The 15,591-nt window shown below is 40.2% G+C and carries 15 protein-coding genes; 6 read left to right on the top strand and 9 right to left on the bottom strand.

All coding sequences use genetic code 11. The features are described from left to right. Positions 1–140: 140 nt before the first annotated feature. Positions 141–596 (top strand): REP-associated tyrosine transposase, encoded by a 456-nt coding sequence (locus WDB87_RS14060; RefSeq protein ID WP_337850197.1) that lies wholly within the window; start codon positions 141–143, stop codon positions 594–596. A gap of 522 nt (positions 597–1,118) precedes the next feature. Here WDB87_RS14060 and katG read toward each other — a convergent pair. Further along, on the bottom strand, positions 1,119–3,299 hold the full coding sequence (gene katG, locus WDB87_RS14055; protein ID WP_337850196.1) for a catalase/peroxidase HPI: 2,181 nt from the start codon (positions 3,297–3,299) through the stop codon (positions 1,119–1,121). A gap of 192 nt (positions 3,300–3,491) precedes the next feature. Here katG and WDB87_RS14050 point away from each other — a divergent pair, with 192 nt between their 5' ends. Together WDB87_RS14050 and WDB87_RS14045 are read left to right on the top strand one after the other, a co-directional pair. Next, a complete protein-coding gene (locus tag WDB87_RS14050) occupies positions 3,492–4,238 on the top strand; it encodes a substrate-binding periplasmic protein (RefSeq protein WP_337850195.1) in 747 nt (248 codons plus the stop codon). Positions 4,239–4,695: 457 nt separating this feature from the next. Then, positions 4,696–5,574: a tetratricopeptide repeat protein gene (locus WDB87_RS14045; protein ID WP_286248571.1), complete on the top strand. Its 879-nt coding sequence runs from the start codon at positions 4,696–4,698 to the stop codon at positions 5,572–5,574. Positions 5,575–6,246: 672 nt separating this feature from the next. Here the strand turns inward: WDB87_RS14045 and WDB87_RS14040 are convergent. From WDB87_RS14040 to WDB87_RS14015, 6 genes are all read right to left on the bottom strand, one after another. Continuing rightward, entirely contained in the window at positions 6,247–6,414 is a 168-nt protein-coding gene (locus tag WDB87_RS14040; RefSeq protein ID WP_286249270.1) for a hypothetical protein, read from the bottom strand. Positions 6,415–6,582: 168 nt separating this feature from the next. Further along, positions 6,583–6,903 (bottom strand): hypothetical protein, encoded by a 321-nt coding sequence (locus tag WDB87_RS14035; protein WP_004589283.1) that lies wholly within the window; start codon positions 6,901–6,903, stop codon positions 6,583–6,585. Positions 6,904–6,919: 16 nt separating this feature from the next. Further along, the gene (locus tag WDB87_RS14030; protein WP_337850194.1) at positions 6,920–7,651 is read right to left on the bottom strand and encodes a nuclear transport factor 2 family protein; all 732 of its coding nucleotides are present in this window, start codon (positions 7,649–7,651) and stop codon (positions 6,920–6,922) included. Between the two features lie 92 nt (positions 7,652–7,743). Next, positions 7,744–8,487, bottom strand: coding sequence for a ferredoxin--NADP reductase (locus WDB87_RS14025; protein ID WP_286248563.1), 744 nt, complete (start codon positions 8,485–8,487; stop codon positions 7,744–7,746). A 390-nt stretch (positions 8,488–8,877) separates the two neighbouring features. Next, entirely contained in the window at positions 8,878–9,579 is a 702-nt protein-coding gene (gene deoD / locus WDB87_RS14020) for a purine-nucleoside phosphorylase (RefSeq protein WP_286248559.1), read from the bottom strand. A gap of 15 nt (positions 9,580–9,594) precedes the next feature. Next, positions 9,595–10,812, bottom strand: coding sequence for a phosphopentomutase (locus WDB87_RS14015; RefSeq protein ID WP_337850193.1), 1,218 nt, complete (start codon positions 10,810–10,812; stop codon positions 9,595–9,597). A 194-nt stretch (positions 10,813–11,006) separates the two neighbouring features. On the opposite strand from WDB87_RS14015, the gene udk reads away from it, so the two are divergent. The 3 genes from udk to WDB87_RS14000 all read left to right on the top strand — a co-directional run bounded on the left by udk (position 11,007) and on the right by WDB87_RS14000 (position 14,109). Further along, positions 11,007–11,636 carry a uridine kinase gene (udk, locus tag WDB87_RS14010; protein ID WP_004587190.1) on the top strand — a complete coding sequence of 210 codons (630 nt, stop codon included), beginning with the start codon at positions 11,007–11,009 and terminating at the stop codon, positions 11,634–11,636. Between the two features lie 17 nt (positions 11,637–11,653). Next, positions 11,654–12,877: a NupC/NupG family nucleoside CNT transporter gene (locus WDB87_RS14005; RefSeq protein WP_055013477.1), complete on the top strand. Its 1,224-nt coding sequence runs from the start codon at positions 11,654–11,656 to the stop codon at positions 12,875–12,877. Positions 12,878–13,389: 512 nt separating this feature from the next. Next, a complete protein-coding gene (locus WDB87_RS14000; RefSeq protein WP_286248551.1) occupies positions 13,390–14,109 on the top strand; it encodes a substrate-binding periplasmic protein in 720 nt (239 codons plus the stop codon). 269 nt (positions 14,110–14,378) lie between these two features. Here the strand turns inward: WDB87_RS14000 and WDB87_RS13995 are convergent, their stop codons facing one another. Beyond that, positions 14,379–15,059 carry a substrate-binding periplasmic protein gene (locus WDB87_RS13995; RefSeq protein ID WP_337850248.1) on the bottom strand — a complete coding sequence of 227 codons (681 nt, stop codon included), beginning with the start codon at positions 15,057–15,059 and terminating at the stop codon, positions 14,379–14,381. Positions 15,060–15,255: 196 nt separating this feature from the next. Continuing rightward, a complete protein-coding gene (locus WDB87_RS13990; protein WP_004587186.1) occupies positions 15,256–15,465 on the bottom strand; it encodes a cold-shock protein in 210 nt (69 codons plus the stop codon). Between the last annotated feature and the right edge of the window lie 126 nt (positions 15,466–15,591).

Raw genomic sequence — 15,591 nt, 5'->3', positions numbered from 1 at the left:
AGCAAGCTCGACGTCTACAAGAAAAATTAACGATGGAGCTTAACCCAGCCCTGTAGACGCACAGCTTGCTGGCGTTTTAAAAGCTTGTGAAATAAACAGGTTTTCCTATATTTATTAAAATATATTAAGAAATGGCTCTCATGGTTTCTTCAACAAAACTATTAAAAGGTCGTTGCTCGTCTGCACACAAATATTATTCAGTCACCATATGCTGTGCGCAAAGAGCCAATTTATTTGAAAACTTTGAGAATGCCTGTGTAGCCGCTCGCGCGATCTTTTATATGCAAAAAAATGTTAATACTATTTGCTATACCGTAATGCCCGATCACCTTCATTGGCTTTTTCAGATTAAGGCGCTCTCACTATCTGAGGTAGTTAGGCAGTTTAAAAGCTTAACAACCGTTAAGATTAATGCACTTAGTGGTAATAAAGGTCCAATTTGGCAACAAAATTATTTTGAGCATCAAATCCGCAATGAAAGAGATTTAATAATTCAGGCTCGTTATATTGTTGCAAACCCATTAAGAGCTGGGATTGTGCAAAAGATTGAACAATACCCTTTTTGGGATTGTATATATTTGAACGACGGGGGTTGAGGGTATTATTTTTCAAGAACAAACAATGCTTTTACCCTTATGTTAAACCCCTTTACCAAAGCCCTGAGAAGCTGCGCTTCTAACGTGAGCAAGCTCGACGTCTACAAGTCAAACTAACGCTGGATCTATCCTTCTAACCTGAGCAAGCGCAACAAATACAAGTCAGATTAACGCCGGAGCTTAACCCTACCTTGTAGACGCGCAGCTTGCTGGCGTTTTAAAAGCAACGCTTTTACCTGAGTGTAAACCCTCGGCTAAAGCCATGAGAAGCTGCGCTTCTAACGTGAGCAATCGTAACAAATACAAGTCAGATTAACGCCGAAGCTAAGCCCTGACCTGTAGACGCGCAGCTCGCTGGCGTTTAAAAGCAATGCTTTTACCTTTATGTTAAACCCCTTTACCAAAGCCCTGAGAAGCTGCGCTTCTAACCTGAGCAAGCACAACAAATACAAGCTCAAAGCTAAAATTTAGATAATAAAAAAGGGGAGCGATATTGCTCCCCTTTGTGCCTATAATATTAATTTATTTAAGATCAAATCTGTCGGCGTTCATTACTTTTACCCATGCATTTACGAAATCATGTACAAAACGTTCGTTGTTGTCGTCTTGTGCGTAAAATTCGCTTAGTGCACGTAATATAGAGTTTGAACCAAACACTAAATCTATACGTGTTGCGGTCCATTTAATGGTGCCTGTTTTACGCTCAACAATGTTGTAAACACCTGGCTCAGACGGTTTCCAGTTATTGGCCATGTCGGTTAGGTTTACAAAAAAGTCGGTAGAAAGCGTGCCTACGTTATCGGTAAATACACCGTGCTTGCTACCTGCGTAGTTTGTACCTAGTACGCGCATTCCGCCAAACAGTACGGTCATTTCTGGTGCTGTTAGCCCCATTAATTGGCTACGCTCTAAAAGTAGCTCTTCTGGCGATACGCTAAAGTCGCCTTTAAGGTAGTTTCTAAAGCCATCGTGCACTGGCTCTAATGGTTCGAACGACTCGGCATCAGTCATTTCATCGGTTGCATCGCCGCGACCTGGCGCAAACGGTACTGTTACATTAACACCTGCTTGTTTTGCAGCTTGCTCTACAGCTGCTGTTCCACCTAATACTATTAAATCAGCAATGCTGATAGGCTTTGCCAAACCTGCTTTAAATTTTTCAAGGGCGCTAAGTACACTTGCTAGACGCTCTGGCTCATTGCCTTGCCAATCTTTTTGAGGAGCTAGGCGAATACGCGCACCATTTGCACCACCACGGCGGTCTGAGCCACGATAAGTACGTGCGCTATCCCATGCTGTAGTAATTAAGTCGCTAGCGCTTATGCCGCAGTTAAGTATTTGTGCTTTTAGCTCGCTAATTTCGTCATCAGACAGGGTGTAGTCAACGCTTGGAATTGGGTCTTGCCAAATTAGGTCTTCGCTTGGTACATCTTTACCTAAGTAACACGCTTTAGGACCTAAGTCGCGGTGTGTTAGTTTAAACCACGCGCGGGCAAACACGTCAGAAAAATACTCAAAGTCGTCGTTAAAACGCTCAATAATTTTACGGTAAATTGGGTCTACCTTCATGGCCATATCGGCGTCGGTCATCATTGGGTTTAAACGAATTGATGGATCTTCTACATCGACTGGCTTATCTTCTTCTTTAATGTTTACAGGCTCCCATTGGTGCGCGCCTGCTGGGCTTTTAGTTAGTTCCCACTCGTAGTTTAATAGTAAGTGACAGTAGCCGTTATCCCATTTTGTTGGGTGGGTAGTCCACGCGCCTTCTAGGCCCGATGTTACAGTATGTCGGCCAACGCCGCCTTCTTTTGTGCTGTTCCAACCTAGGCCTTGCTCATGTACGTCGGCAGCTTCTGGCTCTGGGCCTAAGTGCTGGGCTTTACCATTACCGTGAGTTTTACCCACTGTGTGGCCACCTACGGTAAGCGCTGCGGTTTCTTCGTCGTTCATTGCCATGCGGGCAAATGTTTCACGTACGTGCTGCGCGGTTTTAAGTGGATCGGGTATACCATTAACGCCTTCTGGGTTTACGTAAATTAGGCCCATTTGTACCGCAGCTAATGGGTTTTCCATTGTATCGGGTTTTTCTACGTTGTCGTAACGCTCATCACTCGGTGCTAGCCATTCTTTTTCTGCGCCCCAGTAAATATCTTTTTCTGGATGCCAAATGTCTTCACGGCCACCTGCAAAGCCATAAATCTTTAATCCCATTGATTCGTATGCCATGTTACCGGCTAAAATAAATAAGTCTGCCCATGATAATTTATTACCGTATTTTTTCTTGATTGGCCATAGTAAGCGGCGTGCTTTATCTAGGCTTGCGTTATCTGGCCACGAATTTAGCGGCGAAAAACGCTGATTACCGGTGCTTGCGCCACCACGGCCGTCTGATAAACGGTACGTACCTGCAGAGTGCCATGCCATGCGGATCATTAAGCCACCGTAATGACCCCAATCGGCAGGCCACCAATCTTGGCTATCGGTCATAAAGGCTTTTAGATCTGCTTTTACTGCGTCTAAATCGAGAGATTTGAATGCTTCGGCGTAGTTAAAGTCTGTGCCGTAGGGGGTTGATTTAGTATCGTGCTGATGAAGAATGTCTAAATTTAGAGTATTAGGCCACCAATCTGTGTTTACTTTTGAAACAACTGAATTACTACCATGCATTACAGGGCATTTACCCGCTGTTGGCTTGCTCATTGCGAAATCCTTATTTATTTAAAATGACTTGTTTAGCACTTTATTTATAAATCGCTATTTAACGATTAGAAAATATACCGTAATAATATAGGCATACATTAGAGTGTACGCTACCTTTAAATAGGGATTTAAATCGATTGATACCATTGATAATTTTGATGTGCTCTATAGTTAATACAGCGGGAACCCAAAGTGATCATTAAATGGCTAGTTAATTACGCTCTAATTGTTGCTACTACGTGTAGCACCTTGGCTCATGCTTGTTCTAAAACACTTATTATGGGCACAAATGAAACTAACTGGCCCAGTAATCTAACTCATTTAAGTAGTGGCTATGCTGGTGCTGAGCTTAAGGTAATTAAGTTAATTTTTAATGGGGCTGATTTTTGTGTAAAAATCCAACACACCCCTAGCCTTTCCCGTATTCATAAAGAATTAAAACTGGGGCGTATTGATTTTACTTTTTCAGCCAGTTACACAACAGAACGCGCTGAGTATGGCTATTTTTCTGAGCCATACCGCTTAGAAAAAATGAAGCTTTTTAAACATGCATCCAATCCTGATGTAAACACTTTAGCGCAAGTATTTGAACAAGGTTTTACACTTGCTATAAACCGAGGCAGTTACTATGGCCCAGAGGTAGCTGAATATAAAAAGCGCTTTGCAGATCAAATTGTATATACTTCGCATGCCAATAACAGGGCTGATATGGTAAGTAAACACAGGGTAGATTACTCTATTGAAGAGCTAAGAGTAGCGAGTCCTTTTTTAAAAAAATACGCTAATATGTTAATGGTAAAAAGTATAAAAAATATTTACACCAACCCAGTGCACTTTATGTTCAGCAAGCAATCGGTCACGTTGCAAGAGGTAATGACCATAAATAAATTTATACTGAGCAAACAAGCTGACATAGACAAAATATATCAACAGCACTGATGCTAATTTAAAAGCCACTGATCTAATTTATAAAAACTGCCGTAATGGTATATGAAGGGCTTGAAAGTGGCTTTTAATTAAGCGCACATTGGAATACCCCCCTTCACCATGAAATTAAAGTTGTTTATAAAGGTGCATTACTAAGCCCAATGCACCTTTACTTTATAACTCATTGAAATGTATTTTGAATAATTAAGTAAATGTTCAGATTAACTTGATTATTATGGCCACTCACTCCTGTTATTTCCCTGCGACAATTTATTGTTGTTTTAAGCAGTTTTGCCAGCCCACTTTGGGCTGGCTTTTTTTTGCCTAAAATTTAGTACGCTTTAAGGCTATGTGAACAATTATGCAAAATTGCTATGTTGTTTTAAGTTCAAAGCCAACACGCCCTAGTGCCAATAAGCCTTGCATGTTAAAGTGCGGTTAGTCACTAATAATTAACTTAGGCGTACCGATGCGTTTTTACATATCTATTCTATTTATTTGTTTTTTTTCGCTTTTAAATACTGTTAATGCACAAGAGTCTGCTGCACCAACAGAACAGCAACAGCAACAAGCGCTAGAACAATTAAATGAGCCCATGTATAAACCGCTTTTAGAACGCTATATTCTTGATGAGTTAAAAGCCGTTCGCCAAGACCAACAACAATTACGTGAAGATGTAACTAAACAAGTAACACACGCCCAGTTAGATACCGCCGACAGAGCGCTTATTTACACCACAGACACTATTAATAACGTGTTTTTTATTATTACTGCTACGGCCTCTATTTTGGTTTTAGTAGGTTGGAATTCGCTACGCGATGTTAAAAACAAAGTAGAAGATATAGTTAATACACGTGTAAGTGTGATCACTGACGAGTACGAAGATCGCTTAAAAATTCTTGAAGAAAAACTGCGTGTTCGCTCAGAAGAAATACTCAGTAACCAAGAGCGTATTTCGGTAACTAACGAAGTACACTCGTTATGGATGCGTGCAAACCTAGAAAGCGATTTTGCGAACAAAATAGAAATATTTGACGAAATTTTAAAACGTAAGCCAGAAGATGTAGAAGCCATTGCCTACAAAGCCGATGCATTATTAGAGCTAAACGAAACCGCCAAAGCCATTGAGTTATGTAACCAAGCCATTGATATAGATAGCGACTACGGCTATGCCTACTGGCAGCGTGCGTGTGCGTATGCACTTACACACAAACATGCCGATGCTTTAGCCGATATAAAAATGGCTCTTGAATACTCACCAAACTTACGTAATGAGTTACTACACGAAAGCGCCTTTGCCAGCCTACACGACAACGACAGTTTTAATACCATAGTAGCGGGTAGCTAGAGAGTGATAGGCGGGTTATCAGCGTAAAGTGCAAAGCTCACAATAGCAGTAGCAGCGGCTTTATGCCGCGAAAAAATTCAATATGAAACTTTTATCATTGCGTTAGCTCGACGTCTACAAGTCAAATTAACGCAGGAGCTAAGCCCTGCCCTGTAGACGCGCAGCTTGCTGGCGTTTAAAAGCAACGCTTTTACCCTTATGTTAATCCCCTCGGCTAAAGCCATGAGAAGCTGCGCTTCTAATAACGTGAGCAAGCGCAACAAATACAAGTTAAATTAACCCCGAAGCTAAACCCTGCCCTGTAGGCGCGCATTGCTTTCGTTTAAATGCAACGCTTTTAGCCTTATGTTAAACCACTCGGCTATAGCCATGAGAAGCTGCGCTTCTAACGTGAGCAAGCTCAACGTCTACAAGTTAAACTAGCGCCGGAGCTAAACCCTGCCCTGTAGACGCGCAGCTTGCTGGCGTAACGAGCGATAGCTCGTAAATATTAAACCAATACAATCACAAAGAGGTGACCGCGCTTCGCTTTAGAGAAGTAACTAACATCTAGCGCGAGCAAGCTTAGCGCCAACCTTCACTCCTCTTTTTTTCTCTTTGTGCAATACATCATTTGAGTAATGAGAAGCTGCGCTTCTAACGTGAGCAAGCTCGACGTCTACAATGTTAACATTAGCGTTTAAAGTATAAATCGATGGCTTTGGTGAGGAGCTCGTCGAGTTGCTCTTCGAAGGTATCTATATCAATTTCAAAATGGTTTAAATCGGCTAAGCCCTGCCCTGTAGACGCGCAGCTCGCTGGCGTAACGAGCGATAGCTCGTAAATATTAAACCAATACAATCACAAAGAGGTGACCGCGCTTCGCTTTAGAGAAGTAACTAACATCTAGCGCGAGCAAGCTTAGCACCAACCTTCACTCCTCTTTTTTTCTCTTTGTGCAATACATCATTTAAGTAATGAGAAGCTTCGCTTCTAACGTGAGCAAGCTCGACGTCTACAATGTTAACATTAGCGTTTAAAGTATAAATCGATGGCTTTGGTGAGGAGTTCGTCGAGTTGCTCTTCGAAGGTATCTATATCAATTTCAAAATGGTTTAAATAGGCTTTGGCCTGCACTCGCGATAGATTGCGGTTTTTTACGCTGTATTGACGTTCATCTTTTTGTTTATCAAAGCGTGGTAAAAACAAAAATTGCCCGTAATAAGGTGATTTAATATGCTTATTAGCATAACGACAAAAATCTTCTATGTGATCTGCGCCTTGCGGCCCTAAACACCCGGGCTCAACACGGTACATTAAGCGAATTTTTTTGTCGTCTGCTAACTGCATAGTATGCCTTTTATTATTATCTAAAAAATAATACGCGGATTATTTTTCCATCTTTTATTTGGTAGCTCGAAACTAACTCTGAGCGTTTATCTACCACGTTTTCATCTGTTGAACAGGTTTCTGATAGCTCGTGATCTATTACTATGTCGCCGTGAACAATACGCTTTATTGGCGAGCTATTAATGCACTTTAATTTTTTAAACATTAAGCCATAACGAGCTATTAGTTTTTCTTTTCCTTTAAATAATAGCTCATTAGGAAAAATATAAAACTCTACATCTTCATCGTACATTCGAATAAATTGTTCGATATTGCGGGCGTTATAGGCTTCAACTAGTTGCTCTATAACAGCAAGCGACTCACGGGATTGCTTTGCTTTAGCTTGCTGTTTAGCGGTTAATGCTTCTTTGGCTTGCGTTACGGCTTTTTCTGCCTCGGCCACTGCCGCTGCTTTTTCTACTTTATTTTTTGGTTTTTCTACCGGTTTTGGGGTTTCGTTGCCCAGTACTTTTGAATCATCAGGTTTTGTCGTATCTACTTTTGGCTTTTTAAGCTCAGGGGCTTGATACTCAAGTGTGTTTAACTTTTCATCTTTTGTTTGTGTTTGTGAATTGCTTACTTGAGTAGAGCTTGATGCTTGCTCGGTGCTTTTTTGCTCTTCTTGAGTCTCTTCGGTTTGCTCTGCTGCATAACTGATCAGGGCAACAGTAGCAATAAGTGAGGCAAAAATAATAGATAACGATTTCATAACTTTCCTAATATGAACATATAACGCTGTTAATGCTGCAACATAACAAATTTGAGCGTTTTCGGGTAGCTATTAAATGATTGTTATACATTTTACCAATACTGCTCAACCGTTATGTGCCCTGGGTCTCTACGTCGGTTTCGTTTAAAATTTTTGTCTAAAAGTATCTGGGTGGTGTCTTTTACCATTTGTGGGTTACCACAAATCATAAATTGGGCATTATTTGGGCTTGGGGCTTTGCGCGCCTTTCTAAATAGCTCGCCGTTTTGAATTACTGTAGTAATACGCCCTTTTAAGCCCTGCTGTGGCTCTTCACGGCTTACTACCGGCATATAGCTAAGTTGTAAAGGATGTGCGTTTATAAGGGTGTGTATTAAATTTTGATAACTTAAATCGGCATTAAAACGTACGCCGTGCACTAAATTTATCTGCGTGTATTTTTGCCATACCTCTTGTTGCTGCAAAATAGATAAAAACGGCCCTATTGCGGTGCCTGTGCCTAGCATCCATAACTGCTCACTCGGTGGTATTTCGTCTAGGGTAAAAAAGCCTGTGGCGCGTTGCTCTATTAATACAGTGTCGCCTGGTGTTAATTGCGCCAACCGAGGCGATAATAAGCCATCCTCTACATTAATTAGGTAAAATTCTAAATCGGGGTTATTAGGCGCGTTTACATAAGAGTAAGCCCGAGCAATACGTTTATCGCCCTCTATTATCGAGAGCTTAGTAAACTGCCCTGCTTTAAATGGCTCTACATTTGCATTCACTACTAAGCTAAAAAGCGTATCGCTCCACCACGTTACTTTTTTTACGGTTGCATCTACCCAGTTAGACATAGTCAACTCCATAGCTTAACGGTTAAACAACAAAAACAATAAATGGTTGTAATTTATACACTAGCATTAACTTAGTAAGAGTAACACTGCGAGCAGTTACTTTTTAAAGGTAGCGCTTTTACTTTGGGTAACATTAGTTTGATTAAAAAGATGAGTAGCAGCTGCTTTATGCCACGAACAAGTTTAATACCAAACGCGAGTTAAACTCGCTGCTACTTGTTTGTTAATGCGCAACTCGCTTTCGTTTAAAGCAACGCTTTTATAGGCATAAAAAAAGCCGCATAAAATGCGGCTTTGGGGGTTTAGTCTCACTTCACTTTGGGCGTGTCTCCAAAACTTAGTGAATACGTTACCAAGGAACTGTTTGCTAATTTAATAAAATTGCGTTTATTAAATAGACTCTAATGCAATTTTAACCATTTCGTTAAACGTGCTTTGACGCTCATCGGCTGGTGTTGCTTCACCGGTGATCACGTGATCGCTTACCGTGAATAACGCCATTGCATTTGCACCGTACTCTGCTGCTACACCGTATAAACCGGCTGTTTCCATATCGACAGCAAGTACACCTAGTTTGTCTAGGTCTTTGTAGAATGTGTCGTCAGCTTGGTAGAAGGTATCGGTAGTAAATACGTTACCTACTTTTGCTTTAATACCTAGCTCTTTAGCGGCGTTAACGCCGTTTAATAGTAGGTCAAAGTTAGCAATTGCTGAAAAATCGTAACCACGGACGCGTGCACGGTTTACGTTTGAGTCGGTGCTTGCGCCTTGTGCAAAAATTACGTCGCGAATTTTAATATCTGTACCAATACCACCACAGGTACCAATACGGATAATGTTTTTAACGCCAAAGCTTGCAATTAACTCTCGCGCATAAATAGACATAGATGGTATGCCCATGCCCGAACCCATAATACTTACAGGTTTACCTTTATATGTGCCTGTAAAGCCGTACATGTTACGTACGCCTGTTACTTGTACAGCATCATCTAAAAAGTTTTCAGCAATGTATTGTGCACGAAGCGGATCGCCCGGCATTAATACTGTTTCAGCGAAGTCACCAACGTTTGCACTAATATGCGGAGTACTCATTAATTGTTTTCCTTTTTATTTAGGCGCGTTTAGCTTGTTTATAAAGCCGTCACCGTATTCAAGTGCAGGTAAGTTAAACCACTGTGCTAGGGTTTGACCGATATCTGCAAAGCTATTGCGCTCGCCAAGCGGGGTATTTTGCATGCCCGGTTGATAAGCTATAACTGGTACATATTCGCGGGTGTGCTCAGAACCTGGAAAGGTTGGGTCACAGCCGTGATCTGCAGTGATCATTAACACGTCATCTGCATTTAATTGGTTTAGTATAGTTGGTAAGTAATCGTCAAATTCTTTTAACGCTTTTGCATAACCAACAGGGTTGCGGCGGTGGCCAAATTTTTCGTCAAAATCAACTAAATTGGTAAAAATTAAGCTGTTGTCTGGCGCGCTTGCTAATACTTCGCTGCTTTTTTCAAGTAAATTCATTAGCCCTGGGGCTTTGTGCTTTTGTGTAATGCCTTGGTGTGCGTATATATCTGAAATTTTACCAATGCTTATTACTTCACCGCCGTGTTTTGATAATACATCTAATAACGTAGGTGATGGCGGCAGCACAGAATAGTCTCGGCGGTTACCTGTACGCGCAAAATCTGCACTATTTGTACCTAAAAACGGCCTAGCAATAACACGACCTATATTTAGCTCGTCAAGTAACTCGCGGGCAATTTCACACACTTCGTAAAGGCGCTCAAGGCCAAAAGACTCTTCATGTGCGGCAATTTGAAACACGCTATCTGCTGAGGTGTAACAAATTGGTTTACCTGATTTTACGTGCTCTTCGCCTAATTGTTCTAGAATAGTGGTACCTGATGCATGGCAATTGCCTAAAATGCCAGGTATACCGGTACGCGCTATAAATTTGTCTACAAATTCTTGTGGAAAACTCGGCTGTGTTTTAGGGAAGTAGCCCCAATCAAATAACACAGGTACGCCGGCCATTTCCCAGTGCCCTGATGGCGTATCTTTACCGCTTGAAAGCTCTTTTGCATAACCCCATGCACCTTGCGATGCTTGACGCTCAGAAACTAAACACGTTTCACCGCCCGCTGCCTCACAGGCATCGATTAAACCTAATTTAGATAAATTAGGTAACGATAACGCTTTACCCGTTTTGTCGTGGTATGCTTTTAATAAGTGGGCGAGTGTATTTGCTCCAACATCACCAAATTTGTCTGCATCGGGTGCTGCGCCTATACCTAGGCTGTCTGCCATTAAGATGATTGCTCTTGCCATGTTGACCTCACTTTGCTTCTAGGTGGTTACTTTATCCGCTGATCGAATTTTCCGTACAGGACATAAGTCCTGTTTCATAAAAGCTAAACATTATAAATTTGCGTTCTTAAGCAAAGCAAAAGAGATTATTCGTGTCTTTTTTGCTATTGTGATCAACCAAACAACTTTTCCTTTCTGTGTGGGTGAGAACTTTAGTGACACGAACTATTATAGCTATTGCTGGCGCATCGGCGTCGGGCAAATCTCTTTTTAGCCAAACTATTTATAATGAGTTGGTTAATGAGCTTGAACCAGGCGCTATCGCCATTATTGAAGAAGATGCTTATTACAAGGATCAGTCGCATTTGCCTATGGAACACCGTACGCAAACTAACTACGACCATCCTGATGCATTTGAACATGAGTTAATGCTTGAACATTTAACTCAGCTTCGTAGTGGTAACTCTGTCGAAGTACCTACTTATGATTATGCACAACATACACGAAGCGATGAAACTCGTCGCGTTGCTGCAGCTAAAATTTTAATAGTAGAAGGTATTTTATTATTAAGTGATAAAGCACTTAATAAAGAATTTGATATTAAGGTATTTATAGATACACCCCTTGATATTTGCTTAATGCGTCGTATGCAACGAGACATGGAAAAAAGAGGCAGAACATTACAATCTGTTGTTGAGCAGTATCAAGCAACTGTTAGACCGATGTTTTATCAATTTATTGAGCCTTCAAAGCATAACGCTGATTTGGTTGTGACTCGAGGCGGAATGAACCGCGTTGCGATTGATATTATTAAAAGTAAAATTAAGTATTTACTACAAGAATAATAACGGGAAACATCTGTATGACAACATTTATGAGCTTAGTAGGCATGTTTGTACTACTAAGTATTGCTTTTGCGGCGTCGACTAACCGCAAAGCAATTAACTTACGCACCGTAGCGATAGCCTTTGCCATGCAAGTAGTTATTGGTGGGTTTGTGCTGTTTTTTGAAGCAGGCAAAAACGTGTTAGCAAGTATGTCTAGTGCCGTCTCTTCGGTTATTAGCTTTGCAAACGACGGGATTGGGTTTTTATTTGGCCCGCTTGCTTCGCAAGACACTCTCGGTTTTATTTTTGCTATTCAAGTTTTACCGGTCATTGTGTTTTTCTCAGCACTTGTTGCTGTGCTTTATCACATTGGCATTATGGATTGGATAATTAAAATTCTGGGCGGTGGTTTACAAAAACTTTTGAAAACCTCTCGTACAGAATCGCTCTCAGCTACGGCTAATATTTTTGTTGGCCAAACTGAAGCACCTTTGATTGTTAAGCCGTTTATAGCAACCATGACTAAGTCTGAGTTGTTTGCCGTAATGGTCGGCGGTTTAGCTACCGTAGCAGGCTCTGTAATGGCAGGTTACGTAATTATTGGTGTAGAGCTTAAGTATTTAATTGCCGCCAGCTTTATGGCTGCACCAGGTGGGTTTTTAATGGCCAAAATGATTGTGCCAGAGACCGAAACACCTAAAGATACGCTTGCAGAGTTAGACAGCGATGAAGACAAGCCGGTTAATGTTATTGATGCAGCGGCATCAGGCGCAGCTAACGGTATGCATTTAGCGCTAAATGTGGGCGCAATGCTATTAGCTTTCGTAGCATTAATAGCATTATTAAATGGTTTATTAGGCGGTATTGGGGGTTGGTTTGATTACCCTACTTTAACGCTACAAGAAATTTTAGGTTATGTATTTGCTCCTGTTGCATGGTTACTTGGCGTACCATGGGATGAGGCAATCATAGCAGGCAGTTTTATTGGTCAAAAGTTAGTAGTAAATGAATTTGTTGCTTACTTAGACTTTATAAATTATCGCGATACGTTAAGTGCGCACACTCAAGCAATTGTAACATTTGCGTTATGTGGGTTTGCTAATCTATCGTCGATAGCTATTTTACTAGGTGGATTAGGCGGTATGGCGCCTAGTCGGCGAAAGGATATCGCACGCTTAGGGCTCAGAGCAGTGTTAGCAGGATCTATGGCTAACCTTATGAGCGCAGCAATTGCTGGGTTTTTCCTCTCGCTAGCTTAGAAACTTAATGAGATGAACACCGGTGTTGCAAAACAAGAAGATAGTACTTTAAGGGGTTAAAGCACTATCTGACTTGAACGATACTTCACCAAGGGCCGCAAGGCCCTTTTATCGTTTTAGAGATGCTCTTTTATACTCTACTCACCCACTTTCCCCACCTCTAAATACTTATACAACTTGCGGAAATAATTACGCTTTCCTCCACTTCATTTAGCAAATCAATTGGTAAATTTGTAATCTTATACCACACTAGTATTAGCCAATATCAACTAATACCAATTAGCTTAATTAAGTGATCTATTTTAAGGCTGGAAAATCGTGCTGGTAATTAGGCAAAAATTAGCTACTTAGCTGTTCTAAGTGAGAATACTTTAACGTATCTAGCGACACGTGTAGCTCTGTAAAAATGATTAAGTATTATTGCAGATTTGTATAATTAGCCTGCTATACGTTATGCTAAAGCGTATCAATAAAAAATGGATTATAGAAACACTAGAAGGTAAGCCAAATTAATGCGTGTATTTATATTTTTGTTCTTGTTATGTTCTTTTTTTAGCGCAGCATCACAAAAGCAACTTTTAGTCGTGACTGAACTTGCTCCTCCCCATCAGGTACTAAACGATGGAGAAGTCACAGGTGCAGGTACAGAGTTTATTAGGCAGGTTTTTGAAGCCGCAAATTACACTGCAGACATACATATTTACCCTTGGGCACGCGCTTTTATGGTTGCATCAAAAGTAAAAAACACCTTTATATACAGCATTGCACGAACGCCCGAGCGAGAAAAACAATTTATTTGGATAGGCGAACCTATTGGTTATTTTGAACTAGGTTTTATAGCTTTAAGCTCACGCCAAGATATTAAAGTAACAAAAACAGAAGACGCTAAATCTTACAAAATAGCTATGCAACGTCATGATTACGCCACAAAAATTTTAACCTCACTTGGTTTTGAGGTTGTATTAACATCGGATATAAAGCAATCCTACGCTTTGTTAATAGCAAAAAAGGTTGATTTAATAGTTGATGATCCGGCATTTATGCTGCAAATGGCAGAGTACCTCAAACTAGAAAAAAACTTTTTGAGTGTTATTCATATCGTTGATGAGCTCAAGGTGCATTCTTATTTAGCTGCTAATTTAGGAACAGCCCCCCAGTATATAGATGCTCTAAATAAGGCTTTTTTTGAAGTAACTAAACACACCCCCTCACCTTATATTCAAGCCCCATAACATCAACTTAATTAAATAATAACTCTGTATATGCACATCAAATACAATACAGGTTTAGTATTATACCAGCCCGCTTAATTAAGCGATTTATTTTGAGGTAGAAAAACATGTTGATAGCTAGGCAAAATATTTGCTATTTAGTTGTTCTCAGCAAATGCTCCTGCATTGCTCTATCTTCTGCATCCATGCAGTCGTAAATGAAAATTTTTAAATGCCGGTAGCGTCACGTTTAGTCCCTAAAAATGCTTAAATATTATTATGGATTGGTATTAGTAGTTGCTATAGGGCTGAATAAAAGAGGCTAGTTCTCGCTCTTCTTTAAGTAATTTAAATGCATATTCAAACTGTTGTACTATATGCTGAGGAACAGCCTTATTAAAAGCTAGATAGTTGTCTTTTAAGTCGCTACTAACAGGTAGTTCAATTAACTTTTTGACATTATCTAAATTAATATTATAAGGCCTAAGTTGATTATATATAACATGCTCAGAGCCTAATATAAGGTCTATTTTGTTATTAATAAAAAGCTGAATATACTGCTGCTCTTCTCCAAAGGTCATTAGATTTTGCCCTTCTATAAACCCGATATTTTTAACTAACGACTGGTAAATATCAGCCCTTACCATACCTAATATGTATTTTTTTGTATCGGTGATTGTATTAACTGTAATATCTGAACGGCTGTTTAATTTATAAAAATAGGTTCGCGCGGTAGTTAATGGGCCAAGCCAATTATAAAGGGGGATCCTGTTAGTCTGTTTAGCAATAGAGAATATAGCTGAGTGGGGTGTTTTATTTACTAATGTGGCCGCGCGTTTCCAGGGCATTACTTTAAAGTCGCACTCTACTTCTGCTTTAATACACAATGCGTTGACTATATCGTAGTTAGCGCCAACAAGTTGGCCGTGCTCGTTTATAAAATTATAGGGTGCAAACTGATCTGTATAAATAACTAACTTAAAATGGTTTGCATAGCTAAACGTGCTTAGGAAGGGACAAGCAATAAGAAAGAAGAGTTTTAGAATAACCGCACCACTACATTAATTTATATTATTAAATGATAGATGGCAGTGTAGTACAGTCAAATTTTAGGCACAAAAAAAGCGCCTTAAGCGCTTTTTTTTATTTTTACTTTAAAAGTAAAAATTATAACGGAGTAATGTTATCCGCTTGAGGACCTTTTTGACCTTGTGAAAGAGTGAACTCTACACGTTGGCCTTCAGCTAAAGTTTTGAAACCTTCGCTTTTGATTGCTGAGAAATGTGCGAAAACGTCTGGGCCGTTTTCTTGCTCGATGAAACCAAAACCTTTAGATTCGTTAAACCACTTAACTGTACCTGATACGATGTTAGACATTGTAATATCCTGATATAAAAATAAAAAATATGCTCATAAGAGCGGGTGTAGCAAAAAATGAGATGGTACTTAAAAACTTCAGGACGGTACTACAAGTATTACTTATACAACAACGAAATAAAGATT

The sequence above is a fragment of the Pseudoalteromonas sp. C12FD-1 genome, assembly GCF_037414265.1.
Taxonomy (GTDB): Bacteria; Pseudomonadota; Gammaproteobacteria; order Enterobacterales; family Alteromonadaceae; genus Pseudoalteromonas.
The sequence above is the reverse complement of the archived record's forward strand: the minus strand, read 5'-3'. Positions and strand labels throughout refer to the sequence as shown.

What these genes read in the sequence shown, in the direction of transcription:
- katG (WP_337850196.1), bottom strand. Translation starts at nt 3,299, where the DNA reads ATGAGCAAGCCAACAGCGGGTAAATGCCCTGTAATGCATGGTAGTAAT.
- deoD (WP_286248559.1), bottom strand. Translation starts at nt 9,579, where the DNA reads ATGAGTACTCCGCATATTAGTGCAAACGTTGGTGACTTCGCTGAAACA.
- WDB87_RS14005 (WP_055013477.1), top strand. Translation starts at nt 11,654, where the DNA reads ATGACAACATTTATGAGCTTAGTAGGCATGTTTGTACTACTAAGTATT.
- WDB87_RS14025 (WP_286248563.1), bottom strand. Translation starts at nt 8,487, where the DNA reads ATGTCTAACTGGGTAGATGCAACCGTAAAAAAAGTAACGTGGTGGAGC.
- WDB87_RS14030 (WP_337850194.1), bottom strand. Translation starts at nt 7,651, where the DNA reads ATGAAATCGTTATCTATTATTTTTGCCTCACTTATTGCTACTGTTGCC.
- WDB87_RS14015 (WP_337850193.1), bottom strand. Translation starts at nt 10,812, where the DNA reads ATGGCAAGAGCAATCATCTTAATGGCAGACAGCCTAGGTATAGGCGCA.
- WDB87_RS14060 (WP_337850197.1), top strand. Translation starts at nt 141, where the DNA reads ATGGTTTCTTCAACAAAACTATTAAAAGGTCGTTGCTCGTCTGCACAC.
- WDB87_RS14045 (WP_286248571.1), top strand. Translation starts at nt 4,696, where the DNA reads ATGCGTTTTTACATATCTATTCTATTTATTTGTTTTTTTTCGCTTTTA.
- WDB87_RS14000 (WP_286248551.1), top strand. Translation starts at nt 13,390, where the DNA reads ATGCGTGTATTTATATTTTTGTTCTTGTTATGTTCTTTTTTTAGCGCA.
- WDB87_RS13990 (WP_004587186.1), bottom strand. Translation starts at nt 15,465, where the DNA reads ATGTCTAACATCGTATCAGGTACAGTTAAGTGGTTTAACGAATCTAAA.
- WDB87_RS14035 (WP_004589283.1), bottom strand. Translation starts at nt 6,903, where the DNA reads ATGCAGTTAGCAGACGACAAAAAAATTCGCTTAATGTACCGTGTTGAG.